Source organism: Bacillus kalamii, assembly GCF_047238185.1.
In the GTDB taxonomy this organism is placed as follows: Bacteria; Bacillota; Bacilli; order Bacillales; family DSM-1321; genus Bacillus_AD.
Window position 1 is genome coordinate 340680 of record NZ_JBDFMI010000001.1, and the last position, 24208, is coordinate 364887.

Annotated in this window: 19 protein-coding genes, 22 tRNA genes and 3 rRNA genes; 37 read left to right on the plus strand and 7 right to left on the minus strand. The window is 43.8% G+C overall.

Features of this window, described 5'->3' with window-relative positions:
• Window positions 1-71 precede the first annotated feature (71 nt).
• Window positions 72-848 carry a GNAT family N-acetyltransferase gene (locus ABC357_RS01750; protein WP_412885861.1) on the plus strand — a complete coding sequence of 259 codons (777 nt, stop codon included), beginning with the start codon at window positions 72-74 and terminating at the stop codon, window positions 846-848.
• Window positions 849-1064: 216 nt separating this feature from the next.
• The gene (locus ABC357_RS01755) at window positions 1065-1649 is read left to right on the plus strand and encodes a P-loop nucleotide/nucleoside kinase family protein (protein ID WP_412888551.1); all 585 of its coding nucleotides are present in this window, start codon (window positions 1065-1067) and stop codon (window positions 1647-1649) included.
• A gap of 182 nt (window positions 1650-1831) precedes the next feature.
• Here ABC357_RS01755 and ABC357_RS01760 read toward each other — a convergent pair.
• Window positions 1832-1904 (minus strand) — tRNA-Ala (locus ABC357_RS01760).
• A 73-nt stretch (window positions 1905-1977) separates the two neighbouring features.
• Window positions 1978-2652 carry an MgtC/SapB family protein gene (locus tag ABC357_RS01765; RefSeq protein ID WP_412888552.1) on the minus strand — a complete coding sequence of 225 codons (675 nt, stop codon included), beginning with the start codon at window positions 2650-2652 and terminating at the stop codon, window positions 1978-1980.
• Window positions 2653-2904: 252 nt separating this feature from the next.
• Between ABC357_RS01765 and ABC357_RS01770 the strand changes: the two genes are divergently transcribed.
• The 26 genes from ABC357_RS01770 (at window position 2905) to ABC357_RS01895 (ending at window position 12087) form a co-directional block, all read left to right on the plus strand.
• Window positions 2905-3807: a DMT family transporter gene (locus ABC357_RS01770; protein ID WP_412885862.1), complete on the plus strand. Its 903-nt coding sequence runs from the start codon at window positions 2905-2907 to the stop codon at window positions 3805-3807.
• A 414-nt stretch (window positions 3808-4221) separates the two neighbouring features.
• Window positions 4222-5773, plus strand: a 16S ribosomal RNA gene (locus ABC357_RS01775).
• 217 nt (window positions 5774-5990) lie between these two features.
• A 23S ribosomal RNA gene (locus ABC357_RS01780) occupies window positions 5991-8926 on the plus strand.
• A 241-nt stretch (window positions 8927-9167) separates the two neighbouring features.
• Window positions 9168-9283: ribosomal RNA gene (rrf, locus tag ABC357_RS01785) — 5S ribosomal RNA — on the plus strand.
• The 16S, 23S and 5S rRNA genes sit together here with 21 tRNA genes alongside, the layout of an rRNA operon.
• 10 nt (window positions 9284-9293) lie before the next feature.
• A tRNA-Val gene (locus ABC357_RS01790) sits at window positions 9294-9369 on the plus strand.
• Between the two features lie 7 nt (window positions 9370-9376).
• Window positions 9377-9452 (plus strand) — tRNA-Thr (locus tag ABC357_RS01795).
• A gap of 6 nt (window positions 9453-9458) precedes the next feature.
• Window positions 9459-9534 (plus strand) — tRNA-Lys (locus ABC357_RS01800).
• Between the two features lie 7 nt (window positions 9535-9541).
• A tRNA-Leu gene (locus tag ABC357_RS01805) sits at window positions 9542-9626 on the plus strand.
• A gap of 3 nt (window positions 9627-9629) precedes the next feature.
• Window positions 9630-9704: transfer RNA gene (locus tag ABC357_RS01810), tRNA-Gly, on the plus strand.
• A gap of 12 nt (window positions 9705-9716) precedes the next feature.
• Window positions 9717-9805, plus strand: a tRNA-Leu gene (locus ABC357_RS01815).
• A gap of 24 nt (window positions 9806-9829) precedes the next feature.
• Window positions 9830-9906, plus strand: a tRNA-Arg gene (locus ABC357_RS01820).
• A gap of 5 nt (window positions 9907-9911) precedes the next feature.
• Window positions 9912-9988: transfer RNA gene (locus ABC357_RS01825), tRNA-Pro, on the plus strand.
• Between the two features lie 13 nt (window positions 9989-10001).
• A tRNA-Ala gene (locus tag ABC357_RS01830) sits at window positions 10002-10077 on the plus strand.
• A 29-nt stretch (window positions 10078-10106) separates the two neighbouring features.
• Window positions 10107-10183, plus strand: a tRNA-Met gene (locus ABC357_RS01835).
• A 6-nt stretch (window positions 10184-10189) separates the two neighbouring features.
• Window positions 10190-10266 (plus strand) — tRNA-Ile (locus ABC357_RS01840).
• Between the two features lie 17 nt (window positions 10267-10283).
• Window positions 10284-10376 (plus strand) — tRNA-Ser (locus ABC357_RS01845).
• A 30-nt stretch (window positions 10377-10406) separates the two neighbouring features.
• Window positions 10407-10480, plus strand: a tRNA-Met gene (locus ABC357_RS01850).
• Between the two features lie 7 nt (window positions 10481-10487).
• Window positions 10488-10563: transfer RNA gene (locus tag ABC357_RS01855), tRNA-Asp, on the plus strand.
• An 85-nt stretch (window positions 10564-10648) separates the two neighbouring features.
• Window positions 10649-10724, plus strand: a tRNA-Phe gene (locus ABC357_RS01860).
• Window positions 10725-10741: 17 nt separating this feature from the next.
• Window positions 10742-10817: transfer RNA gene (locus tag ABC357_RS01865), tRNA-His, on the plus strand.
• Window positions 10818-10824: 7 nt separating this feature from the next.
• Window positions 10825-10898: transfer RNA gene (locus tag ABC357_RS01870), tRNA-Gly, on the plus strand.
• Window positions 10899-10904: 6 nt separating this feature from the next.
• A tRNA-Ile gene (locus ABC357_RS01875) sits at window positions 10905-10981 on the plus strand.
• Window position 10982: 1 nt separating this feature from the next.
• Window positions 10983-11057 (plus strand) — tRNA-Asn (locus ABC357_RS01880).
• 12 nt (window positions 11058-11069) lie between these two features.
• Window positions 11070-11160, plus strand: a tRNA-Ser gene (locus tag ABC357_RS01885).
• Between the two features lie 4 nt (window positions 11161-11164).
• Window positions 11165-11236 (plus strand) — tRNA-Glu (locus tag ABC357_RS01890).
• 251 nt (window positions 11237-11487) lie between these two features.
• A complete protein-coding gene (locus ABC357_RS01895) occupies window positions 11488-12087 on the plus strand; it encodes a nucleotidyltransferase family protein (RefSeq protein ID WP_412885863.1) in 600 nt (199 codons plus the stop codon).
• A gap of 47 nt (window positions 12088-12134) precedes the next feature.
• On the opposite strand, the gene ABC357_RS01900 is transcribed toward ABC357_RS01895, so the two are convergent.
• Window positions 12135-12875 (minus strand): TraR/DksA C4-type zinc finger protein, encoded by a 741-nt coding sequence (locus ABC357_RS01900; protein ID WP_412885864.1) that lies wholly within the window; start codon window positions 12873-12875, stop codon window positions 12135-12137.
• Window positions 12876-13278: 403 nt separating this feature from the next.
• Between ABC357_RS01900 and ABC357_RS01905 the strand changes: the two genes are divergently transcribed.
• The 7 genes from ABC357_RS01905 (at window position 13279) to ABC357_RS01935 (ending at window position 21027) form a co-directional block, all read left to right on the plus strand.
• Complete coding sequence (locus ABC357_RS01905; protein WP_412885865.1) at window positions 13279-14685, plus strand: isochorismate synthase; 1407 nt, start codon at window positions 13279-13281, stop codon at window positions 14683-14685.
• Window positions 14682-16433 (plus strand): 2-succinyl-5-enolpyruvyl-6-hydroxy-3-cyclohexene-1-carboxylic-acid synthase, encoded by a 1752-nt coding sequence (gene menD, locus ABC357_RS01910; RefSeq protein ID WP_412885866.1) that lies wholly within the window; start codon window positions 14682-14684, stop codon window positions 16431-16433. The genes ABC357_RS01905 and menD overlap by 4 nt, the downstream gene beginning before the upstream one ends.
• A 29-nt stretch (window positions 16434-16462) precedes the next feature.
• A complete protein-coding gene (menH, locus tag ABC357_RS01915) occupies window positions 16463-17248 on the plus strand; it encodes a 2-succinyl-6-hydroxy-2,4-cyclohexadiene-1-carboxylate synthase (RefSeq protein ID WP_412885867.1) in 786 nt (261 codons plus the stop codon).
• Complete coding sequence (gene menB, locus ABC357_RS01920) at window positions 17249-18067, plus strand: 1,4-dihydroxy-2-naphthoyl-CoA synthase (RefSeq protein ID WP_412885868.1); 819 nt, start codon at window positions 17249-17251, stop codon at window positions 18065-18067.
• Between the two features lie 103 nt (window positions 18068-18170).
• On the plus strand, window positions 18171-19658 hold the full coding sequence (locus tag ABC357_RS01925; protein ID WP_412888553.1) for an o-succinylbenzoate--CoA ligase: 1488 nt from the start codon (window positions 18171-18173) through the stop codon (window positions 19656-19658).
• Window positions 19659-19669: 11 nt separating this feature from the next.
• Window positions 19670-20782, plus strand: coding sequence for an o-succinylbenzoate synthase (menC, locus tag ABC357_RS01930; protein WP_412885869.1), 1113 nt, complete (start codon window positions 19670-19672; stop codon window positions 20780-20782).
• An 86-nt stretch (window positions 20783-20868) separates the two neighbouring features.
• On the plus strand, window positions 20869-21027 hold the full coding sequence (locus ABC357_RS01935; RefSeq protein ID WP_412885870.1) for a hypothetical protein: 159 nt from the start codon (window positions 20869-20871) through the stop codon (window positions 21025-21027).
• 87 nt (window positions 21028-21114) lie between these two features.
• Here the strand turns inward: ABC357_RS01935 and ABC357_RS01940 are convergent, their stop codons facing one another.
• The 3 genes from ABC357_RS01940 to yidD form a co-directional block, all read right to left on the minus strand.
• Window positions 21115-21279: a DUF1540 domain-containing protein gene (locus ABC357_RS01940; protein WP_412885871.1), complete on the minus strand. Its 165-nt coding sequence runs from the start codon at window positions 21277-21279 to the stop codon at window positions 21115-21117.
• Window positions 21280-21355: 76 nt separating this feature from the next.
• Entirely contained in the window at window positions 21356-22315 is a 960-nt protein-coding gene (locus ABC357_RS01945; RefSeq protein ID WP_412885872.1) for a metal ABC transporter solute-binding protein, Zn/Mn family, read from the minus strand.
• Window positions 22316-22504: 189 nt separating this feature from the next.
• Complete coding sequence (gene yidD / locus ABC357_RS01950) at window positions 22505-22732, minus strand: membrane protein insertion efficiency factor YidD (RefSeq protein WP_412885873.1); 228 nt, start codon at window positions 22730-22732, stop codon at window positions 22505-22507.
• 161 nt (window positions 22733-22893) lie between these two features.
• Here yidD and ABC357_RS01955 point away from each other — a divergent pair, with 161 nt between their 5' ends.
• Complete coding sequence (locus tag ABC357_RS01955; protein WP_412885874.1) at window positions 22894-23367, plus strand: S-ribosylhomocysteine lyase; 474 nt, start codon at window positions 22894-22896, stop codon at window positions 23365-23367.
• A gap of 126 nt (window positions 23368-23493) precedes the next feature.
• Here ABC357_RS01955 and ytzI read toward each other — a convergent pair whose 3' ends face one another.
• Window positions 23494-23637, minus strand: coding sequence for a YtzI protein (gene ytzI / locus ABC357_RS01960; RefSeq protein ID WP_412885875.1), 144 nt, complete (start codon window positions 23635-23637; stop codon window positions 23494-23496).
• A 116-nt stretch (window positions 23638-23753) separates the two neighbouring features.
• On the opposite strand from ytzI, the gene ABC357_RS01965 reads away from it, so the two are divergent.
• On the plus strand, window positions 23754-24194 hold the full coding sequence (locus tag ABC357_RS01965) for a Dps family protein (RefSeq protein ID WP_412885876.1): 441 nt from the start codon (window positions 23754-23756) through the stop codon (window positions 24192-24194).
• Window positions 24195-24208: the final 14 nt, after the last annotated feature.

A 24208-nucleotide genomic window follows, 5' to 3' on the forward strand; every position in this document is an offset into this window, starting at 1 on the left:
TGTGGTTATTGGTTCATCAAGGGGTATATGTTAAAATATTCCTTATTCAGTCGAAAAACAGGGGGTTAATCTTGATGATAAAAGTTAATGAGAATCATAGACCCATTTTAAAACACATGTTTAAAAGCATGGACAGTGCGATTGTTTTGTCAGCCATTCAGGGGCATATGGGTGAAATTTGGGTCAATCGTTCTGATAAGCCTACTGCTGCACAAATTAAGGTCGGAATTTTTGTCTATTATGCAGGTGAGCCGGTAGGAGATGGCGTCAATGAACTATTGGGGAATCTTACAGAAGACTCACTTGTTATTGTTGAAAATGATTTATGGAAAAGGAGAATAGAAGAATGGCATGCAGGCAATTTCGAAAAATTTCATAGATTTAGATTCAAAAAAGACCCTGCCCATTTAAACATTAGCCACTTACAGAATATACTGGCTAAATTGCCTGATGGATATGAAATTAGGAGGATAGATGAGGAAATCATCAAGGATCCCGCATTGCATGAGCTTTCTCCAGATTTTACAGGCCACTTCGACAGCGCTTCAGACTTTTTGTCCCGTGGAATCGGTTTTGTCATCTTAAAAGGAGGGACGATTACTTGTGGGGCCTCTTCTTACAGTATTTATGATCAAGGGATAGAAGTGGAAATTGCTACTTATCCAGACTATAGAAGAAAAGGGCTTGCATCTGTTGCAGCTGCTGCGTTAATGCTTGGATGTTTAGAAAATGGGCTCTATCCGAGTTGGGATGCTGCAAATGCTAATTCAGCGCGCCTGGCTGAAAAATTAGGTTATATAATGGATGAACCGTATGATACATACTATATTCCATACAAAAATGGTTGAACGAAAAAAGCCTTTGTTAATAAGAAAAGGCTTTTTAGGTGAAAAGTAGGGGCTTTAACCAGTGATTCTACGCGATCAAAAAAAGTGTAGTAAAAAGAAGCCGCCCCTTTTTGAATTCAAATGTTGGGTCAGAGAGAGCGGGCTCAATTATGCATTTTAAGTGTACTAAAGTGGATGGTCAGAAGAGTTATGCTCTTAGGAGGGAATTTGTTAAAGATGGATATATCATCAGTAATAATAGTATGCGGTCCGCCTGCTTCAGGTAAAAGCTTTCTTTCAAAAGAAATTGCTTCCTCATTACATATGCCATTATTATCAAAGGATGCTATTAAAATAAACATGTATGATTCTTTCAGAGAAAATAAAATGATCAATGACAGAGATATTTCTATTGCTAGTTATACTATTTTGTTTGATATGATTAAGCAGTTAGTGAGTGCACAAGTTAATTTTGTTGTTGAAAGTAATTTTGATTACGTAGAATCTGTGGAAAAAATGGTAGAAATACGAAATGAGATAGATTTTAGATCGATGACAATTATGTGCAATGCGGATCTAAAAACGCTGCATCGTAGATTTGTTGAAAGAGACAATTCGGACGAAAGACATCCGAGGCTTGTAACAAAGAAATATTGGGACTTTGAATGCTTTTATGAAAAACAGAATGAAGCAAAGAGCTTTTTGTTTGATATAGGAGGAAAGAAAATTTCTTATGATGCTACAGAGTTCAACCAAATGAGAATCAATAAAGTATTAGAAGAAAGTAAGAGATTTATATCAAATGAAAATAAAAATACTTAATTAGACAATAATTAAGCATTTTATAAAAACGCCTGTAATTGAACATAAGAGAAATTAGTAAAAGTCGTTTCTATGAATTATCTTGGAAACACTATTGATTGTGTGTACATTAATTGAATGAAAGATAATAACTGATAAAAATTAAAAAGCCTTAGAACCAAATGGTTCTAAGGCTTAAGTGATGGAGAATAGGGGGCTCGAACCCCTGACCTCTACGCTGCCAGCGTAGCGCTCTCCCAGCTGAGCTAATCCCCCGGGATAAAATTAGGACTACCTCTCTATTTTTATCCGAAAAGAGCTGCTTTGTCAATTACTAATTTCAAATTAATTAAAAATCTTGTATTTCAACCGCTTTAATCCCATCAATTTGTTTGATTTGTTCATATACTTCAACTGCTGATTTTTGCCGATGCACTGTAATGGTCATTTGGATTAAATGGATGGAATCCATATCCCGGATTTTAATGGATTTAATTTGGATATGTTTGGATTTAACGGCGGTTACGATGCTTTGGATTCTTTCCTGGTCGGAAACCTTCAATTGCAGCAGCAAGACCTTGTGCCTCAATTGTTTAGGGCCGACATAATTCATGACAAGCGGAAGTATATCCACACTTATAATAATTAAAAAAACAACTGCCACGGCCTCGATGAAAAATCCTGCCCCGACAGCAATCCCGATTCCGGCTGCCCCCCAAATAATGGCGGCCGTCGTTAATCCAGTAATGCTATCATTCTCCCGGCGAAGAATAACGCCTGCACCGAGGAAACCGACCCCTGAGACGATCTGGGCAGCCAGACGCAAAGGATCGAAAGAAATATTAACATGGTTCTGGGGCGGCGAGATATAAGTCGTATCTATTGATACAATCGTCAACAAACAGCTGACAATTGAAATGACAAGACTTGTTTTCAGGCCTACAGGCTTTCGTTTTATTTGCCGTTCCATTCCGAGAATCAATCCAAGCACTGCAGTCAATCCCAATTTAAGGAGTATATCCATCCGCGTGTGAAATGCAAATATATTTTCTAAGATATCCAATGTGTCACCCCCTATTTATATACAAGTAAATCAAGTTACGTGTTGAATATCAGCGGGATATCCCATTAGAATACAAATGAGTTTATGATTACTATTTTAGAAGGATCCTTGTTGCCAAAGATATCTTCTTTTTTCACTCTTATTCGTGACTTGCCGTAATTATTCAGAGTAAAATGATTTATGTGTCTTTAATTATACCTCGAGGAGGGCGAAATGAAGCAACCAAAGTATAATCCTTATGTCTTATTGGCTATAGGGGTCCTCTCGGTTAGCACATCTGCTATTTTTGTAAAGTTATCTAGTGCATCTTCCGGAGTGATCGCCTTTTATCGCTTGTTCTTTTCAGTGGCATTCATGCTGCCGGTCTTTCTCTGGAAGTTTAAGGGAGAACTAAAATTCATTAAAAAGAGAGATTGGTGGCTGATGTCTGGTGCGGGAATATTTCTGGCCTTTCATTTCATCTTATGGTTTGAATCGCTTCGATATACATCCGTAGCCAGTTCTACAGTATTGGTAACCATCCAGCCGATATTTGCATTTATGGGAGCTTTTCTCTTTTTTAAAGAGAAAATTTCTATGAAAGGATTGCTTAGCGGCTTAATAGCGGTAGCAGGCAGCTTTATTATTAGCTGGGGGGATTTCAAAGTGAGCGGAATGGCTTTGTTTGGAGATATTCTTGCTTTGATTGCCTGTGGGCTTATAACAGCCTACTTATTGGTCGGCCAAGATGTTAGAAGAAGAGTTTCTCTTATTACATATACGCTTCTAGTATATACTGCAAGCACCGTGACGCTGTTGGTGTATGTTCTTTTTAGTGGGCAACCGCTCATGGGTTATCCTGCTGGCGATTGGGTTTATTTTATTCTATTGGCTTTGATCCCCACATTGCTAGGACATACATTGTTTAATTGGTCAGTCCGATGGATATCTGCTACAACCATTTCTATGGCTATTCTTTTGGAACCGATCGGTGCAGCTATTTTGGCGTATTTCATATTGGGTGAAAAAATCATGGCAACACAAGTAATAGGTGGACTTATCGTCATTGCGGGACTATGCTTTTTCCTTATAGATGAAAGAAGTGCAAAAACAAAGCAACGTAAAAAGAGTGCATAAATTCATAAGGCAAGCAATCATGAAGTGCTTGCCTTATATTCATTTAGGGGATTCTTTTAGTTTTTTTTAAAAAACTTCAAAAAAACTATTGCGCGATTATGATTATCATGTTAAATTATATCTTGTCGCTAAGATACAGCGAAGAAAACAAACACTGAAAAACATCTTTGAAAAAAGTTGTTGACAGTAATATAACAAAATGTTATATTAAAAAAGTCGCTCGAACGAGAGCTGTAAAAACAAAAGAAAAAAGTTATTGACATCGAAAGTTATTCTGGTATAATAAGAAGGCTGATTCGATATCAACAAAATGTTCTTTGAAAACTAAACAAGACAACACGTCAACGTTAATTCTAAACGAAGTTCCAACAGAGTTGGAACAAACAAGTTTTATTTTATGAGCAAGTCAAACACTTATTGGAGAGTTTGATCCTGGCTCAGGACGAACGCTGGCGGCGTGCCTAATACATGCAAGTCGAGCGGACAGAAGGGAGCTTGCTCCCGGAAGTCAGCGGCGGACGGGTGAGTAACACGTGGGCAACCTGCCTATAAGACTGGGATAACTCCGGGAAACCGGGGCTAATACCGGATAGTTTCTTCCTCCACATGGAGGAAGAGGGAAAGATGGCATCTCGCTATCACTTATAGATGGGCCCGCGGTGCATTAGCTAGTTGGTAAGGTAACGGCTTACCAAGGCAACGATGCATAGCCGACCTGAGAGGGTGATCGGCCACACTGGGACTGAGACACGGCCCAGACTCCTACGGGAGGCAGCAGTAGGGAATCTTCCGCAATGGACGAAAGTCTGACGGAGCAACGCCGCGTGAACGAAGAAGGCCTTCGGGTCGTAAAGTTCTGTTGTTAGGGAAGAACAAGTACCAGAGTAACTGCTGGTACCTTGACGGTACCTAACCAGAAAGCCACGGCTAACTACGTGCCAGCAGCCGCGGTAATACGTAGGTGGCAAGCGTTGTCCGGAATTATTGGGCGTAAAGCGCGCGCAGGCGGTCCTTTAAGTCTGATGTGAAAGCCCACGGCTCAACCGTGGAGGGTCATTGGAAACTGGGGGACTTGAGTACAGAAGAGGAAAGCGGAATTCCAAGTGTAGCGGTGAAATGCGTAGATATTTGGAGGAACACCAGTGGCGAAGGCGGCTTTCTGGTCTGTAACTGACGCTGAGGCGCGAAAGCGTGGGGAGCAAACAGGATTAGATACCCTGGTAGTCCACGCCGTAAACGATGAGTGCTAAGTGTTAGAGGGTTTCCGCCCTTTAGTGCTGCAGCAAACGCATTAAGCACTCCGCCTGGGGAGTACGGTCGCAAGACTGAAACTCAAAGGAATTGACGGGGGCCCGCACAAGCGGTGGAGCATGTGGTTTAATTCGAAGCAACGCGAAGAACCTTACCAGGTCTTGACATCCTCTGACACTCCTAGAGATAGGACGTTCCCCTTCGGGGGACAGAGTGACAGGTGGTGCATGGTTGTCGTCAGCTCGTGTCGTGAGATGTTGGGTTAAGTCCCGCAACGAGCGCAACCCTTGATCTTAGTTGCCAGCATTCAGTTGGGCACTCTAAGGTGACTGCCGGTGACAAACCGGAGGAAGGTGGGGATGACGTCAAATCATCATGCCCCTTATGACCTGGGCTACACACGTGCTACAATGGATGGTACAAAGGGCAGCGAAACCGCGAGGTTTAGCCAATCCCATAAAGCCATTCTCAGTTCGGATTGCAGGCTGCAACTCGCCTGCATGAAGCCGGAATCGCTAGTAATCGCGGATCAGCATGCCGCGGTGAATACGTTCCCGGGCCTTGTACACACCGCCCGTCACACCACGAGAGTTTGTAACACCCGAAGTCGGTGGGGTAACCTTTATGGAGCCAGCCGCCTAAGGTGGGACAGATGATTGGGGTGAAGTCGTAACAAGGTAGCCGTATCGGAAGGTGCGGCTGGATCACCTCCTTTCTAAGGAAATTAGAAGAATGTTACGTGACTGTCTTGTTTAGTTTTGAGAGAGCATCATCTTTCTCAAAACTCAGTTGGATCAGCTTAGGCTGGCCGACAACATTGTTCCTTGAAAACTAGATAACAGTAAAGTAAACAAACACACCAAGTAACACCATCATTTCTTGCGAAATGATTTGAAGTACGCTTTGTACAACAAAGCGCCACTGACCATAATGGTTAAGTTAGAAAGGGCGCACGGTGGATGCCTTGGCACTAGGAGCCGATGAAGGACGGGACTAACACCGATATGCTTTGGGGAGCTGTAAGTAAGCTTTGATCCAGAGATTTCCGAATGGGGAAACCCACTGTTCGTAATGGAACAGTATCCTTACCTGAATACATAGGGTATGGAAGGCAGACCCGGGGAACTGAAACATCTAAGTACCCGGAGGAAGAGAAAGCAAACGCGATTTCCTGAGTAGCGGCGAGCGAAACGGAAGATAGCCCAAACCGAAAGGCTTGCCTTTCGGGGTTGTAGGACACTCTATATGGAGTTACAAAGGAACGGGGTAGATGAAGAGGCATGGAAAGGCCTGTCAAAGAAGGTAACAACCCTGTAGTCGAAACTTCGTTCCCTCTTGAGTGGATCCTGAGTACGGCGGGACACGAGGAATCCCGTCGGAAGCAGGGAGGACCATCTCCCAAGGCTAAATACTACCTAGTGACCGATAGTGAACCAGTACCGTGAGGGAAAGGTGAAAAGCACCCCGGGAGGGGAGTGAAATAGACCCTGAAACCGTGTGCCTACAAGTAGTCAGAGCTCATTCATGAGTGATGGCGTGCCTTTTGTAGAATGAACCGGCGAGTTACGATTACATGCAAGGTTAAGTTGAAGAGACGGAGCCGCAGCGAAAGCGAGTCTGAATAGGGCGAATGAGTATGTGGTCGTAGACCCGAAACCAGGTGATCTACCCATGTCCAGGGTGAAGTTCAGGTAACACTGAATGGAGGCCCGAACCCACGCACGTTGAAAAGTGCGGGGATGAGGTGTGGGTAGCGGAGAAATTCCAATCGAACCTGGAGATAGCTGGTTCTCTCCGAAATAGCTTTAGGGCTAGCCTCGATTGTTAGAGTCTTGGAGGTAGAGCACTGATTGGACTAGGGGCCCTCATCGGGTTACCGAATTCAGTCAAACTCCGAATGCCAAAGACTTATCATCGGGAGTCAGACTGCGAGTGATAAGATCCGTAGTCAAGAGGGAAACAGCCCAGACCACCAGCTAAGGTCCCAAAGTATACGTTAAGTGGAAAAGGATGTGGAGTTGCTTAGACAACCAGGATGTTGGCTTAGAAGCAGCCACCATTTAAAGAGTGCGTAATAGCTCACTGGTCGAGTGACTCTGCGCCGAAAATGTACCGGGGCTAAACGTATCACCGAAGCTGTGGATGCATACCGTATGGTATGCGTGGTAGGAGAGCGTTCTAAGTGCTGTGAAGTCAGACCGGAAGGACTGGTGGAGCGCTTAGAAGTGAGAATGCCGGTATGAGTAGCGAAAGAAGGGTGAGAATCCCTTCCACCGAATGCCTAAGGTTTCCTGAGGAAGGCTCGTCCGCTCAGGGTTAGTCGGGACCTAAGCCGAGGCCGAAAGGCGTAGGCGATGGACAACAGGTTGATATTCCTGTACCACCTCTTTATCGTTTGAGCAATGGAGGGACGCAGTAAGATAGAGTAAGCGCACTGTTGGATATGTGCGTCTAAGCAGTTAGGCTGGCAATGAGGCAAATCCCATTGCCGTGAAGGCGGAGCTGTGATAGCGAGGGAAATTTAGTACCGAAGTTCTTGATTCTACACTGCCAAGAAAAGCTTCTAGCGAGATAAAAGGTGCCCGTACCGCAAACCGACACAGGTAGGCGAGGAGAGAATCCTAAGGTGTGCGAGAGAACTCTCGTTAAGGAACTCGGCAAAATGACCCCGTAACTTCGGGAGAAGGGGTGCTCTGGTAGGGTGCAAGCCCGAGAGAGCCGCAGTGAATAGGCCCAGGCGACTGTTTAGCAAAAACACAGGTCTCTGCGAAGCCGCAAGGCGAAGTATAGGGGCTGACGCCTGCCCGGTGCTGGAAGGTTAAGAGGAGAGGTTAGCGCAAGCGAAGCTTTGAATCGAAGCCCCAGTAAACGGCGGCCGTAACTATAACGGTCCTAAGGTAGCGAAATTCCTTGTCGGGTAAGTTCCGACCCGCACGAAAGGCGTAACGATCTGGGCACTGTCTCAACGAGAGACTCGGTGAAATTATAGTACCTGTGAAGATGCAGGTTACCCGCGACAGGACGGAAAGACCCCGTGGAGCTTTACTGCAGCCTGATATTGAATTTTGGTACAGCTTGTACAGGATAGGTAGGAGCCTTTGAAGCCGGAGCGCTAGCTTCGGTGGAGGCGTCGGTGGGATACTACCCTGGTTGTATTGAAATTCTAACCCGCACCCCTTATCGGGGTGGGAGACAGTGTCAGGCGGGCAGTTTGACTGGGGCGGTCGCCTCCTAAAATGTAACGGAGGCGCCCAAAGGTTCCCTCAGAATGGTTGGAAATCATTCGTAGAGTGCAAAGGCATAAGGGAGCTTGACTGCGAGACCTACAAGTCGAGCAGGGACGAAAGTCGGGCTTAGTGATCCGGTGGTTCCGCATGGAAGGGCCATCGCTCAACGGATAAAAGCTACCCCGGGGATAACAGGCTTATCTCCCCCAAGAGTCCACATCGACGGGGAGGTTTGGCACCTCGATGTCGGCTCATCGCATCCTGGGGCTGTAGTCGGTCCCAAGGGTTGGGCTGTTCGCCCATTAAAGCGGTACGCGAGCTGGGTTCAGAACGTCGTGAGACAGTTCGGTCCCTATCCGTCGCGGGCGTAGGAAATTTGAGAGGAGCTGTCCTTAGTACGAGAGGACCGGGATGGACGCACCTCTGGTGTACCAGTTGTCTTGCCAAAGGCATCGCTGGGTAGCTATGTGCGGACGGGATAAGTGCTGAAAGCATCTAAGCATGAAGCCCCCCTCAAGATGAGATTTCCCATAGCGTCAAGCTAGTAAGACCCCTGAGAGATGATCAGGTTGATAGGTTCGAGATGGAAGTGTGGCGACACATGGAGTTGACGGATACTAATCGGTCGAGGACTTAACCAAAAAGAAAGGCGAAGGCGACTGTTCAGCTTTGACAGGCGTTGGAGGGCCGGCTCATCAAAATCCCGCTTTTGGATTTGAAGTGACGGACCGAAACGACCGAAAAGCTAGGAGCCGTAGCTGGACATAGAAAAGTTACATGTGTTTGAATGCCTCTGTTATCTAGTTTTGAAGGAATAAATATAAATTTGTTCTTGAAATTATTTGAAAGACTGTATATAATAATATTTGTCTCAAATAAATGTCTGGTAATGATGGCGAAGAGGCCACACCCGTTCCCATTCCGAACACGGAAGTTAAGCTCTTCAGCGCCGATGGTAGTTGGGGGTTTCCCCCTGCGAGAGTAGGACGTTGCCAGGCATACAAAAATGGAGGATTAGCTCAGCTGGGAGAGCATCTGCCTTACAAGCAGAGGGTCGGCGGTTCGATCCCGTCATCCTCCACCATAACAATGCCGGTGTAGCTCAGTTGGTAGAGCAACTGACTTGTAATCAGTAGGTCGGGGGTTCGACTCCTCTTGCCGGCACCATTTGAAGAGCCATTAGCTCAGTTGGTAGAGCATCTGACTTTTAATCAGAGGGTCGAAGGTTCGAATCCTTCATGGCTCACCATTTATATGCGGGTGTGGCGGAATTGGCAGACGCACCAGACTTAGGATCTGGCGCCTTACGGCGTGGGGGTTCAAGTCCCTTCACCCGCACCATTTGCGGAAGTAGTTCAGTGGTAGAATACAACCTTGCCAAGGTTGGGGTCGCGGGTTCGAATCCCGTCTTCCGCTCCAAAGAGTTCCAAAGCCGGGGTGGCGGAACTGGCAGACGCACAGGACTTAAAATCCTGCGGTAGGTGACTACCGTACCGGTTCGATTCCGGTCCTCGGCACCATTTATTATATTATATGTGAAATATGCGCCCGTAGCTCAATTGGATAGAGCGTCTGACTACGGATCAGAAGGTTATGGGTTCGACTCCTTTCGGGCGCGCCATATTTCGGGAAGTAGCTCAGCTTGGTAGAGCACTTGGTTTGGGACCAAGGGGTCGCAGGTTCGAATCCTGTCTTCCCGACCATTACATATTAATTGGGGCCTTAGCTCAGCTGGGAGAGCGCCTGCCTTGCACGCAGGAGGTCAGCGGTTCGATCCCGCTAGGCTCCACCATTTAATATTATATAATCCTTATCTATTTTGGCGGTGTAGCTCAGCTGGCTAGAGCGTACGGTTCATACCCGTGAGGTCGGGGGTTCGATCCCCTCCGCCGCTACCAAAATAAGGACCTTTAGCTCAGCTGGTTAGAGCAGACGGCTCATAACCGTCCGGTCGTAGGTTCGAGTCCTACAAGGTCCACCATATTATTTCTTTTATGCGGAGGTATACCCAAGTTCGGCTGAAGGGATCGGTCTTGAAAACCGACAGGGGCTTAACGGCTCGCGGGGGTTCGAATCCCTCTACCTCCTCCATTTTTTAAAAGAAATCAACATTATTACCGTCGCGGGGTGGAGCAGTCTGGTAGCTCGTCGGGCTCATAACCCGAAGGTCGCAGGTTCAAATCCTGTCCCCGCAATCAGAAAGGTCCCGTGGTGTAGCGGTTAACATGCCTGCCTGTCACGCAGGAGATCGCGGGTTCGATTCCCGTCGGGACCGCCATTCTTACATGGTAGAATGGCAAATCCTTCTACATACTAGATGAAGGATGCTGAAATCTGCTCATGCAGATCCTTAATATACTAATGGCTCAGTAGCTCAGTCGGTAGAGCAAAGGACTGAAAATCCTTGTGTCGGCGGTTCGATTCCGTCCTGAGCCACCATATTTTTAAATATAACGGCGATTGTGGCGAAGTGGTTAACGCATCGGATTGTGGTTCCGACATTCGTGGGTTCGATTCCCATCAGTCGCCCCATATATATGCGGGTGTAGTTTAGTGGTAAAACCTCAGCCTTCCAAGCTGATGATGAGGGTTCGATTCCCTTCACCCGCTCCAAAGAATGGGCCTATAGCTCAGCTGGTTAGAGCGCACGCCTGATAAGCGTGAGGTCGGTGGTTCGAGTCCACTTAGGCCCACCATTCCGCAGTAGCTCAGTGGTAGAGCACTCGGCTGTTAACCGAGCGGTCGTAGGTTCGAATCCTACCTGCGGAGCCATTTTTATATTGTGGGGAAGTACTCAAGAGGCTGAAGAGGCGCCCCTGCTAAGGGTGTAGGTCGCGTAAGCGGCGCGAGGGTTCAAATCCCTCCTTCTCCGCCATATTGGCCCGTTGGTCAAGCGGTTAAGACACCGCCCTTTCACGGCGGTAACACGGGTTCGAATCCCGTACGGGTCATCTATAGAAAACATGCAACTAGAAATTGCATGTTTTTTTTGTTGTCTTCTGGTATATGAATCTGAATAGAACAAACTATTCAGATGTATACGATCTTTTTCAGTAGTCGTAATGGCAGGAAGAATAAACATAATACATATAAGCGAGCAACAACGGTTTCAAAAGATAGGCTTTTGGTTAGCCAGGGCAGATCCAGTTAATTTCATGAATAAATAGTATTTCCTATTGAGAAGAGAGCAAAGGAGAGTTCAATGATGATTCAATCAGAGCAAAATATTGAACAATTGATTAGTAGAGACCAGTGGATGATGGATATTTTACAGACTGTTCAACAATTGAAGTTGCCAGATTGGTGGATATGCGCCGGGTTTATCCGGAATAAAATATGGGACACTCTTCATGGTAAAACGGTGTCGTCACCGCTAGGAGATGTCGATGTCGTTTATTTTGATCGGGTCCATACAGAGAAAGAGCATGAGCTGTATTATGAAGAACAACTAATTCAATGGAAACCTAATATCCCATGGAGTGTGAAAAATCAGGCCAGAATGCATAAGGTCAATCATGATGAACCTTATCATTCATCTATGGATGCGATAGCGAAATTTCCAGAAACGGTTACTGCAGCGGGTGCTACTCTGGATAATAGGGGTAACCTTGTATTGTCGGCTCCCCATGGATGGGACGATCTGTTGAATATGATTGTAAGACCAACTCCTATAGCCCTTGAAAATGCCCACGTCTGGAAGGTCTATAATAGAAGAAAAAAAGTAAAGAATTGGTCACTAACATGGGAAAAAGTCATATATGCTGATATTGCTTCACCTTTTGCTGATCAGCATAATAGATAAATTAAAAGAGATCCCGGCTGTTTTATATCCGGGATCTTATTACGTATTCACTTTTCTTCTCCAGTATAGCTATCTCTCTTTTTATAAGGGATATCCCCTAGCGGTGATTCAAGATGTTCTTCATCCAATTTTTCTTCATATTTCTTAAATTCTTCTGATTCATATGTTTTGGCGTCGTTTCCTTTTATATCAGTAGCTGTAAACGATTCATAGGGTTCTGTACTGCCTTCCTTTTCTTCGCTATAAATGTCATCGTAGGAATCCTTAGGCGTCTGGAAATCGGCGGGAGTTTCGGAAGTTCCATAGTTAGCTACTTCCTTGAAGCTGTCAATGTCGTCATTGATTCTAGGATCATGCTTTGTTTCGAAGGAATTCGGCTCTATGGGCGATAAGATTTCTTCTTCAACGGGCCGGTCAGTCTCTTTGGATTGGCTAGGTGTATGTTTGACACAATAAAGTGTATAGGGGATCGCCTCTAGCCGTTCATATGGAATATCGATGCCGCATGTTTTACATTTGCCATATGTCCCTTCTTCAATGGCTTGCAGAGCTTCATTGATGTTATCTATCTCGGTAGACATATGGTCGTCCAAGGCATAATTTTTTTCACGGTCGGCAAGTTCTGTCCCTAAATCGGCAGGGTGGTTATCATAAGATGAGAGTTCGTCTACCGTATCGCTAAGGCTGACATCATCTGTTGGGTTATTATTGTTGATCACATGCTGTGAGTCTTTTTTCATTTGTACTAATTGTTCTTTTAATTTTTGGCATTGTTTTGTAGTAATCATAGTGAACCTCCTATTGGATTGTGTTTAATTCATTGCCGCATTTTGTTCTTTTTCTATACCCGGTTAAACTGTAATGAAACAATGGCAGCTATAATGGGAGCTCTATGAAATGACAAAAGTTACTGCAATCTTTTTCGGTGAAAAGATAGAGGGTTCAGTGTAAAATAGATATATGAGCGTTTTTTCACATGAAAAAAGGAACGCATACTAAATAGGAAGAGATTTTCTACTAATGGATGGATAATTGGACATTGGGTGCTCATTATTTGAGGAATCAGAATAAATCCTATCCGTTAATAGGAATCGAGGATTTGAATAATTGACACAATTCATTTACGGGGTGTATCTTTAAATAGGTTTAAAGGAACGTTAAGAATGAATGGAAAAAGGGGGTATTGTTGGAATGGCTATCGGAATAGAAATACGCACTCTGGAAGGGCTTCAAACGTGCTTACAGAAGGCAAATAAATTGAATACAAATATATTGTACAGTTCAGTAGTGAAAATGAATCATATAAGCCCCCTTTCTTTTTATATGGCAGGTAGAGATCTGTATTTGGGTGAACGTTTTTTCTGGAAGGAATCCATGGACGATTTTGCAATAGCAGGATTGGGGAAGGTTGATCTTTTTCAAGCTGAAGCAAATGCTGAACGGTATTCATATATAGAAGAAAAGTGGAGACAAATGAATGCTGACGCCATACTTGTTCAGGAGAATAAGATTCCTGGCACAGGCCCTCTCCTTTTCGGCGGTTTTTCTTTTGATTATCAAAAGAGCCAGTCGATGCTATGGGACCAGTTCGGCGATAACTTTTTTTATGTTCCCCAATATATGATTACGTTGGCACATGGAGCTGCATATCTTACAATCAATATTAATTGCTCACCTGGAGATGATATGGACTATTTAGTGGAAATGGTCAAAAAAGGCGAAGAATTAGCCAATCGATGCCAGGAGCAGGAATTATCGGTTACTAATCGAATGCTATCCGTGAATGAGGTTGATCCTGAGGGCTGGAAGCAATGTGTGAGAGAAGCTGTCCACACCATTACAGAGACAGATATGAATAAAATTGTGCTGGCCCGCGAACGAAGAATCGTATTTGAAAAGGCTATCCGATCAGAAGATGTGTTGGCGAAACTCATGGAGCAGCAAGGAACTAGTTTTATCTTCAGTATAGAATCAGGCAAGGATTGTTTTGTAGGGGCCTCCCCTGAACGCCTGGTGAAAAAACAGGATAAAGAAATGCTTTCGACTTGTTTAGCGGGTTCCATAGCACGGGGAATGAATGAAACGGAAGATGACCAATTAGGGCGTGCACTTCTCACTGATCCAAAGAATTTGGTTGAACACGGATATGTGGTTTCTATGATTAAACAGTCGTTAGAAGAAGTGTGTACCGATGTTAAGGTACCTGCTGAACCAGTTTTGATGAAATTAAAATTTATCCAGCATCTGTATACACCTGTCACAGCTATATGCCCGGAAAATATATCATTGCTTGATGTTGTCAAACAATTGCATCCAACACCTGCCCTTGGAGGGTTGCCTAAGCAAAAAGCTGTCGATTGGATCCGTGCCCATGAGCGTTTGGAAAGAGGCCTTTATGGAGGGCCGCTTGGCTGGATGGATGCCCAAGGAAACGGCGAATATTGTGTTGCGCTGCGTTCAGCCCTATTGCAGGGAAAAGAAGCTTCTCTATTTGCAGGATGCGGGATTGTACAAGACTCAGTGGCTGAAGAGGAATATAAGGAAACTGAGATTAAATTCAAGCCAATGATTACTGCTTTAGGAGGCATGCAAAAATGAACCATCAAGATACACTTACGTATTATACAGCTGCTTTTGTGGACGAACTTGCGCAAATGGATGTCAAACATGTTGTCATTAGCCCGGGCTCTAGATCGACTCCGATTAGCCTTATGTTCACGAAGCATCCGGATATAGATATTCATATTAATATTGATGAACGTTCAGCAGGCTTTTATGCCTTGGGGATTGCCAAGGCATCTTTGGAGCCTGTTGTATTAGTCTGCACATCAGGTACAGCAGCAGCCAATTATTTTCCGGCTATTGTTGAAGCACACCATTCACGGATACCGTTAATTGTCGTTACAGCGGATCGCCCTCATGAACTTCGGAATGTCGGGGCGCCACAAGCTATTAACCAATTGAATCTTTACGGTGACTATGCGAAATGGTTCTGTGAAATGTCATTGCCTGGAAACAGAGATGAAGATATACGGTATGTCCGCAATATAGCGAAGAGGGCAAGTGTAATGGCTAAAGCGAATCCGGCTGGCCCCATTCACCTGAATTTTCCCGTTAGGGAGCCTTTACTGCCTAACATGAAAGCTGATTGTTTTTCGTATTTACGAAGTGAGAAAGAACCGGGTTCCTATCTTGAAAGCGGTCTCTTGATGATGGGTGAGAACAACAAAGATGATATTCTTAAAGAATTGAACAATAAAGCTAAAGGAATTATCATTGTGGGAGAAATCAATGATCCTGCATTTATGAAGGATGTCAAAGTCTTAGCTGAAACACTTCAGTATCCTATCCTTGCTGATCCACTTTCTTTCTTGCGTACATCCGGACATTCGGATTATGTATTGGATTGTTACGATACTTTCTTACGGGTAGAGGAAGCGGCCAGTGTACTGCAGCCGGAGGTCATGATCCGTTTTGGTTCGATGCCTGTCTCGAAACCGCTGCTTCTATTTATGAAACAAGCTGCGGCTGCAAGCCATATTGTTGTAGATGGAGGTGCTGGCTGGCGTGAACCGACAGGACTTGCGACCCATATGGTTTATTGTGATGAAGCGATGTTCTGCCGGCAATTATCTGGGGAAATGACACAGCAGCCGAAAAGTGATTGGCTTGGATTATGGCAATCGTTGAACGCTATCAGCAAAAAAGAATTACGCACCTTAGGTCAAGAAGAGGAATTGGACGAAGGAAAGCTTTTTTTAGAATTAAACCAATTGCTTCCTGAGCATGCAGCATTGTTTGTAGGAAATTCGATGCCAATCAGGGACTGCGATACTTTTTTCCATAACAGGGAAGGGAAAGTTCGGATTATGGCAAATCGTGGAGCGAACGGTATTGATGGCGTTGTATCCACAGCTATCGGTGTAAGCGTCTATGAACAACCTACTTTTCTAGTCATCGGGGATTTAAGCTTTTTTCACGATATGAATGGATTGATGGCTGCAAAGATGCTGAATCGCAACCTTACCATCATTATTGTGAATAATGATGGAGGGGGTATCTTCTCGTTTTTGCCCCAGTCAACGGAGAAGGAATATTTCGAAACATTGTTCGGTACGCCTCATGGCTTAGATTTTTCGCATGCAGCAGAGATGTATGGCGGTATATTTAAACGTGTTGAAAATTGGCAAGATTTCCGGGAGTCCATTAAAACATCCCTGGATGACAAAGGATTAAAGGTCATTGAAGTCAAGACTGACCGCCATTCCAATGTCGAAAACCATCGGAGTTTGTGGAAAAAGGTTTCCCAGGAAATAAAGAATGAGCTAAAAGGAATAAGACAATGATTATAACCTGCCGGCATGGAGATTATAATGTGGAGACGTACGGAACAGGCGAGCCTATTTTATTTCTGCATGGATTTACAGGCGATCATACAACATGGAAGGACACTATCGCGGCTCTGCCTCCGAATATGTTCTGTATAATGCCAGACCTTCTTGGGCATGGAAAAAGTGATAGCCCTAGTGACCCTAAAGTATATGGAATGGAGAATGCTGCCGAAGATCTATTGGACATATTGGATCATCTAAAGATTGCTAAAACCCATTTGGTTGGATATAGCATGGGAGGGAGATTGGCTCTTTCTTTTGCCCTGCTCCATAAAGAACGTATCATTTCTTTATTGCTTGAAAGTGCTTCTCCTGGATTGGAATCGAAGGAAGAACGAGATAAACGGGCGGCAAGCGATGAAAGGCTTGCAGAACTTATCGAAGAACAAGGGATGTTAGAATTCGTCGATTACTGGGAAAACATCCCCTTATTCCATACGCAGAAAAAGCTGCTGCCTGAACAACAAGAGAAAATCAGAAATCAACGCTTAGCAAACAGTGAGTGCGGCCTTGCCAATAGCCTGAGAGGAATGGGGACAGGAAGACAGCCATCCTGGTGGGAAGCGCTCGAAGGGTTGGATATTCCCGTCCTGCTTATGACAGGCGAACTAGATAAAAAGTTCTGTATGATAAGCGAAAAAATGAAAAATCGACTCCAAAAAAGTGAAGAACGGCGGATTTCTGGAGTCGGCCATGCAATACATGTGGAGAATTCCGCAATCTTTGGTAAAATAGTAAGTGAATTTGTTGAAAAATGGAGGGAAAAATAGATGGCATTCAATTGGGAAACAGAACGCACATATGAAGATATCTTATATGAAACATATAATGGCATCGCAAAAATTACGATTAATCGCCCGGAAGTGCATAATGCATTCCGTCCTAAGACAGTTATGGAATTGATGGATGCATTCGCATGCGCCCGCGATGACGCAAAAATTGGTGCAATCATTCTGACAGGGGCAGGAGGCAAAGCATTCTGTTCAGGTGGTGACCAAAAAGTCCGCGGTAATGGCGGATACGTAGGGGATGACCAAATTCCTCGCCTGAATGTATTAGACCTTCAGCATTTAATCCGTGTAACGCCAAAACCTGTCGTTGCCATGGTAGCCGGCTATGCAATCGGCGGAGGGCATGTTTTACATATTGTTTGTGATCTAACGATTGCTGCAGACAATGCAGTCTTTGGACAAACAGGCCCTAAAGTGGGAAGCTTCGACGGCGGATATGGCGCAGGCTATCTTGCACGTATTGTCGGCCATAAAAAAGCGCGTGAAATTTGGTATCTATGCCGCCAATACAATGCTCAGGAAGCATTGGATATGGGATTGGTCAATACGGTTGTCCCATTAGATAAATTGGAAGAGGAAACAGTTCAATGGTGTGAAGAAATGCTTGAGAAGAGCCCGATGGCGCTTCGCTTCCTGAAAGCAGCATTCAATGCCGATACAGATGGTCTTGCGGGCATTCAGCAATTCGCCGGTGATGCAACTTTATTGTATTATACGACTGATGAAGCAAAAGAAGGAAGAGACGCATTCAAAGAAAAACGTTCTCCTGACTTTGGTCAATTCCCTCGATTCCCTTAATGGGGAAGAGTTGGCGAAAAGAAAGCTTGGCAAATTTATTTGTCAGGCTTTTTCTTTATATGGATATAAGGCAGGAGATAAACAGAAATATTTTCGGAAAGAGATGAAAAGAGTGGTTACTGAACAATTAATGCCTAACTGGCTTCAAAAAAGGGCATCGCTTTCGCCTGATCGCACAGCTATAGAAATCGGGAAGCGGGCTGTTACTTTCGGCCAACTGTATGATCAATCCATCGATTATGCAGCCCGGCTCTATTCCAAAGGTGTCCGGCCGTTTCATAGAGTAGGAATTCTGCAGCAGAATTCATTGAATCTGGTTACGGCGCTGCATGCCCTCATGCAGACAGGCGTGGAAATCGTTTTCTATAATATACGACTGTCTCCATTAGAGTTGGCCTATCAGTTTTCAGATGCGCATATAGATTGGTTGATTACTGAAGAAGAGTTTTTGAATACTGTGGTTGAGAGTGGGTTTGATGGAGAGAAAACCATTATTTTCAACGATTTGTTTAGCACCCAGCCTTCCTCAGCGTTTGTGCCTGTTGAAGTATTTAACTTGGAGCATACAGCGACCATCATGTATACTTCCGGAACGAGCGGACATCCGAAAGGAGTTATGCAAACGTACGGGAACCATTGGTGGAGTGCGGTTGGGTCTATGCTGAATCTAAGGTTGCATGAAGGAGATAAGTGGCTATGTGCAGTGCCGCTCTTCCATATTAGCGGCCTTTCCATTTTAATGAGAAGTATTATATACGGCATGACTGTCCAGATCCATCCCCATTTTGATGAAAAAATAGTGAATAAAGCGATTAAGGAAGAAGGCATTACAATTATGTCGATGGTTGCCAATATGTTGAACCGCATGGTGGCAGACCTGGGTGAAGATGGGCAATACCCTCCTTCCTTCCGTTGTGCGCTACTCGGTGGAGGCCCTGCTCCTTACAGCATTTTGGAAGCATGCAAGACGAAAAAGATCCCTGTTTACCAAACATATGGAATGACTGAGACAGCATCGCAAATTGTCACTTTATCTCCGGAGCATAGCCTGGAGAAACTAGGATCGGCTGGAAAAGCCCTTTTCCCGTGCAGCTTAAAGATTGTGGCGGATGGGAAAGAACTGCAGCCTATGGAAACGGGAGAGATTCTTTTGCAAGGTCCGAATGTGACAAAAGGCTATCTAAACAGAGAGCAAGAAACGGAATCTGCATTCAGTGATGGATGGCTGCACACGGGGGATTTAGGATATGTGGATGAAGAAGGTTTCCTTTTTGTAGTGGATCGGCGATCTGACCTGATTATTTCAGGGGGCGAAAATGTGTATCCGGCAGAAGTAGAATCTGCACTGATGAGGCATGAGCACATTTTTGAAGCTGGTGTAACAGGAGCTCCAGACGACAAATGGGGGCAAGTCCCAATAGCCTTTATCGTAACCAACAATAAAGAGATTACTGAACAGGACGTAAAAGTTTTCTGCAAAGATTGTTTAGCATCCTATAAAGTGCCGAAGGAAGTTTATTTTGTGGAAAGTTTGCCTAGGAATGCTTCTAACAAATTACTGCGCAGGGAATTGTTGAAATTCCGGAAGTAGGAGGGACAGTCTTGAAAATCAAATCTGTCACATTGTACCATGTCAGCGCCCCTTTAAAGGGGCCCTTCTATAATGCCCTTGGGACACTGCATGAACGGGAGGCCATTATCATTAAGGTGAATGATAAAGATGGGATGTGCGGTTGGGGGGAAGTGGTTGCATTCTCAACCCCGTGGTATACGGAAGAAACCGTTTATACTTGTATGTATGCCTTGAAAGAATTTCTTCTGCCTATCCTAAACCAGCATACTCATATAAGCCATCCTGAGGAAGCAGCAGCCCTTTTTTCGAGCATTAGAGGCCATCATATGGCAAAAGCAGGCTTGGAGGCTGCCATATGGGATTTATATAGCAAACAAAAAGGACTGTCCTTGGCAGCCATTATCGGGGGAACTAGAGAGTACATCGAGACAGGTGTAGTCATAGCGGCTAAAGATGTGAGCAAAATCGGCGAACAAATAGACCGATTTAAGGAAGACGGATATAAACGCTATAAAATAAAGATTAATAAAGAAAATGCAATCTCTGTTCTTACAGCTATCAGAAACCAATATCCCGAGCTTCCCATCATGGCAGATGCCAATTCTTCGTTTACGATGGAGGATCTGCCGTTGCTGAAAAAATTAGATGACTATCAATTGATGATGATCGAACAGCCTTTCAGCCATGAGGATCTTTATGATCATAGTGTATTGCAAAAACAGCTAGCGACGCCAATCTGTCTTGATGAAAGCATTACCTCCTTCCAGGCCGCAAGAAATGCCATTGCCTTGAAGAGCTGCCGTATGATCTCTGTTAAGATGGGGCGTTTAGGGGGATGGCGGCAAGCACTGCAGCTGCATCAGTTTGCGGAGGAGAATGCCACCGAATTGTGGTGCGGAGGCATGATTGAATTTGGAATTTCTAAGGCTCATAATATTGCTTTGGCTTCCTTGCCGGGATTCACGATACCCGGAGATATCTCTGCTTCAGGGAGATATTGGGAACATGAATTGCTTGAAGAGCCTATAGAAGTAAAGAATGGCCGGATACACATCTCCGATAGACCGGGGATTGGATATACAGTTAATGAGTATATCTTAGAAAGAATGGCAAAATATATGGACGTTATTACATGTAGCTAAAATTAGGCTTTTGTATCTTTTTTTCTTATGGAAAATACTGTATCCTAATAGATATAAGATTTCAATACGATCAGGCAGGGAGATGCATGAGTCAAAATAAAGCGTATTTAATTGCCGATATATTAATCAGGCGTGGATTGCCGGTAGAAGTTGTCATGGCGATCACTTCCATGAATCGTGAAGAAGTTGAATGTTTAGTTGGTGAAAATAGAAGAGTAGAACAAAATAATGATTTGAAGAGTTGAGATGGCAGCATATGCTGCCTTTTTTATTTCAAATAAAATAGCCTGCATCTAAATGCAGGCGCTTGTTTATTCGAGAAAAGAAAAACCTTACAATTCGTCTTTTGGGCGGAATGTCTGGCAGCCGGTTTGACTGCTTGTCCGTGCCCTTTCTTCGGAAGAATATACCTCAACCATAATTTTTTTTGCTGAACATTGATTTCCATGTTTCCAATAAAAACACGTATTTGCACTACATTTAACATCTTTAGCCACAATGAAACCCTCCTTATAGATAGCTTTTACAAGAAGGGTTTCAGGCATGATTGGTAATTACGTGCAATGGTATGTTTTAATACAACGCTTTTTTCAATGTTGCCAAGTTATCCTGCATGATGCTTAAATAATCTTTATGCTGCTTGATATCATCATCAGTTAGAACAGAAAGATTATGGAGATGCAATTTTTTTGCGCCCAATTCTTTTTGGACAATCGAAGTCAGCTTCGAGGGGATATTTTGTTCAAAAAGAACATAATGGATTTGCTTTTTCTTCGCCAGCTCCATTATATTCTTCAGTTCTTTTTGTGTAGGTTCACTGGAACTGGAAATACCTGAAACAGCGATTTGTTTCAAGCCGTATTCTTTTTCCCAATAGCCATAGGCGGCATGTGACACGATGATTTCTTTTTTGGGTGCTTTTTCGATGGTGGAAGCATATTCTTCATTTAACGAGTTTAATTCTTTCGTCACCATATTGTAGTTCTTTTCGAAATAATCTTTGTTCTCGGGCTGCTTCTCGGCCAATTGTTTTTTTATTTCAGTAGCCATGTCAACCATTAAGGCAGGGTCAAGCCATACATGGGGATTAACATCGCCATGCCCATGGCTATCTTCCTCATGGCCGTGATCATCCTCTATTCCTTCATGGGCATCCTGAAGCTTCGCATGGTCAAGCGTTTCCCCGACTGCGACCATCTTGACGCCTTCTTTTGAGAGGATTGGTTTCGCTTTTGTTACGAATCCTTCAAGATGATGCCCGATATAGAAAAATTCATCTGCTTGAGCCATTGAAATTAAATCTTTTTGCGACGGTTCAAATGAATGTTCATCTGCTCCAGGGGGATAGACTGTTTTGACATCTACATGAGTGCCCCCGATTTGTTCTGTCAAATATTGCAACGGATAGACAGTTGTATATACAGATAGAGGATCATTCGCTGCGTTATTGTTATTTTTATCCTCTTTTTTTCCACATCCTGACAGTATAGCGGCCAGGACTAGGATAATAGCCAATACTTGTTTTTTGTACATTGGTTTCTCCTTAGTGTTATCTTTTTTATGCGGTCATTACAGAATAGCTTTCCCCATCAAAACAAAGAGTTATTACGTATTATATTCACAGAAAACGTAATGATTACGATTTGACCTATTGTATCTTAACGCAAATAAAGCACGAAATCAATAGTTCGTGCTTTAAAAATGTTTTTTGAAGAAGCTTTATTATTTTTTCGGTTTTTTTTCCGGCACTAGATCGACACCGCCCGGATGGAGTGGATGGCATTTGCAAATCCGTTTAACGGTGAGCCAACCGCCTTTCAGCGCTCCAAAACGTTTAATGGCCTCTAAGCCATATGCTGAGCATGTCGGGTAGAAACGGCATGTAGGGGGCTTAAGAGGAGAAATGCATTTTCGGTAAAATTGTATGAGCAGCAGCATTATTTTCTGCATAAGCAATCATCCTTTTCAAGGGTACGCATAAAATACCAAATAACTTTAATATGCTTATTATACACCTGATGCCCATTTACACATAATGCTATGCGCAAGACTAAACAATTGAACAGGCTGAAATAAAGACAACAGCCTATAAATCAAAAGGAGTGAAGGAAATGCCGTCTGTGGAAAGTTTTGAGTTAGATCATACAGCCGTAAAAGCGCCGTATGTAAGGCATTGCGGTGTGCATAAAGTAGGAAATGACGGAATGGTTAATAAATTTGATATCCGTTTTTGCCAACCGAATAAAGAAGCGATGGAGCCGGGGGCAATCCATACACTTGAGCATCTTTTAGCGTACAATATCCGGAAGCATTCCGAAAAATATGCCCATTGGGATGTAATCGATATTTCTCCAATGGGATGCCAGACCGGATTTTATCTTGTTGTCAGCGGCGAACCTACCGTATCGGAAATTGTCGATGTCATGGAAAACACAATGAAAGACGGAATAAAAGTAGTGGAAATTCCGGCAGCAAATGAAAAGCAATGCGGCCAGGCTAAGCTGCATGACTTGGAGGGAGCCAAGAAGGTGATGGAAAAGTGGCTTTCCTATTCCAGAGAAGATTTGCATCAAGTATTTGCGTAAAAGAAAACAAAGAAAAGCAGCTCTAGGTGTGAGCTGCTTTTCTTTGTTTGAAGGTAGGCTTGTCGGGGATGGGCAGGCAATGTTCGCTTTAGTCGTCATCCAGCTGCAAGCACCACCCCCTTGAGGTTAATTGTTTTCTTTTTTTTGAGGATCTTTTGGTGAAGGGTCTATGGTATGTTTGTATTGATATGCCTTGGATGTTGTAAGGGCGCTGACAATGATAACAATGATGCAAATGGCTATGCAGACAATCAAAATGCCAATCATCATAGGGAAACCTCCAGAATTAAAATATAAATATATTTTACCATTAAAGGATGTTTAACGTGCTGCTTTACGGGTAAAAAGTCAGTATACGTATATTAATTATAGAGGAGGAACTATACATGGCAAATAAGGATTTAGTACAATTAATCAATCAAGAAGTTTCAAATTTTAGTCTCTTGTTCACGAAACTACATAATTATCACTGGTATGTTAAAGGTCCCCATTTCTTTGAATTACATGTGAAACTTGAAGAACTGTACAATGAAGCGGCAACCAATTTGGATGAATTGGCAGAGCGCCTATTAGCTTTGGAAGAACAACCTGTCGCAACAATGAAAGAGCATCTTGAATTGTCAACATTGGAAGAAGCTACAGGAAATGAAAAAACAGACAAGATGATCCAACAAGTCATCAATGATTTGAAGAAGGTAAGCAGTGAGTTGCGAGATGGCATTAAACTGGCGGATGAAGAGGGAGATCCGGTAACATCCGATATGTTCAGCAATATGAGTGAAAGCTTAGATAAGCATTGCTGGATGCTGCGTGCTTATTTGGATTAATTAAAAACGTAAGA

Bases quoted from the DNA above. Each gene is read 5' to 3' on its own strand.
- ABC357_RS01895 (WP_412885863.1), top strand. From the start codon at position 11,488: ATGATGATTCAATCAGAGCAAAATATTGAACAATTGATTAGTAGAGAC.
- ABC357_RS01925 (WP_412888553.1), top strand. From the start codon at position 18,171: ATGAAAAGAGTGGTTACTGAACAATTAATGCCTAACTGGCTTCAAAAA.
- menB (WP_412885868.1), top strand. From the start codon at position 17,249: ATGGCATTCAATTGGGAAACAGAACGCACATATGAAGATATCTTATAT.
- ABC357_RS01935 (WP_412885870.1), top strand. From the start codon at position 20,869: ATGAGTCAAAATAAAGCGTATTTAATTGCCGATATATTAATCAGGCGT.
- ABC357_RS01900 (WP_412885864.1), bottom strand. From the start codon at position 12,875: ATGATTACTACAAAACAATGCCAAAAATTAAAAGAACAATTAGTACAA.
- ABC357_RS01945 (WP_412885872.1), bottom strand. From the start codon at position 22,315: ATGTACAAAAAACAAGTATTGGCTATTATCCTAGTCCTGGCCGCTATA.
- yidD (WP_412885873.1), bottom strand. From the start codon at position 22,732: ATGCAGAAAATAATGCTGCTGCTCATACAATTTTACCGAAAATGCATT.
- ABC357_RS01770 (WP_412885862.1), top strand. From the start codon at position 2,905: ATGAAGCAACCAAAGTATAATCCTTATGTCTTATTGGCTATAGGGGTC.
- ytzI (WP_412885875.1), bottom strand. From the start codon at position 23,637: ATGATGATTGGCATTTTGATTGTCTGCATAGCCATTTGCATCATTGTT.
- ABC357_RS01905 (WP_412885865.1), top strand. From the start codon at position 13,279: ATGGCTATCGGAATAGAAATACGCACTCTGGAAGGGCTTCAAACGTGC.
- menD (WP_412885866.1), top strand. From the start codon at position 14,682: ATGAACCATCAAGATACACTTACGTATTATACAGCTGCTTTTGTGGAC.
- ABC357_RS01755 (WP_412888551.1), top strand. From the start codon at position 1,065: ATGGATATATCATCAGTAATAATAGTATGCGGTCCGCCTGCTTCAGGT.
- ABC357_RS01965 (WP_412885876.1), top strand. From the start codon at position 23,754: ATGGCAAATAAGGATTTAGTACAATTAATCAATCAAGAAGTTTCAAAT.
- ABC357_RS01765 (WP_412888552.1), bottom strand. From the start codon at position 2,652: ATGGATATACTCCTTAAATTGGGATTGACTGCAGTGCTTGGATTGATT.
- ABC357_RS01955 (WP_412885874.1), top strand. From the start codon at position 22,894: ATGCCGTCTGTGGAAAGTTTTGAGTTAGATCATACAGCCGTAAAAGCG.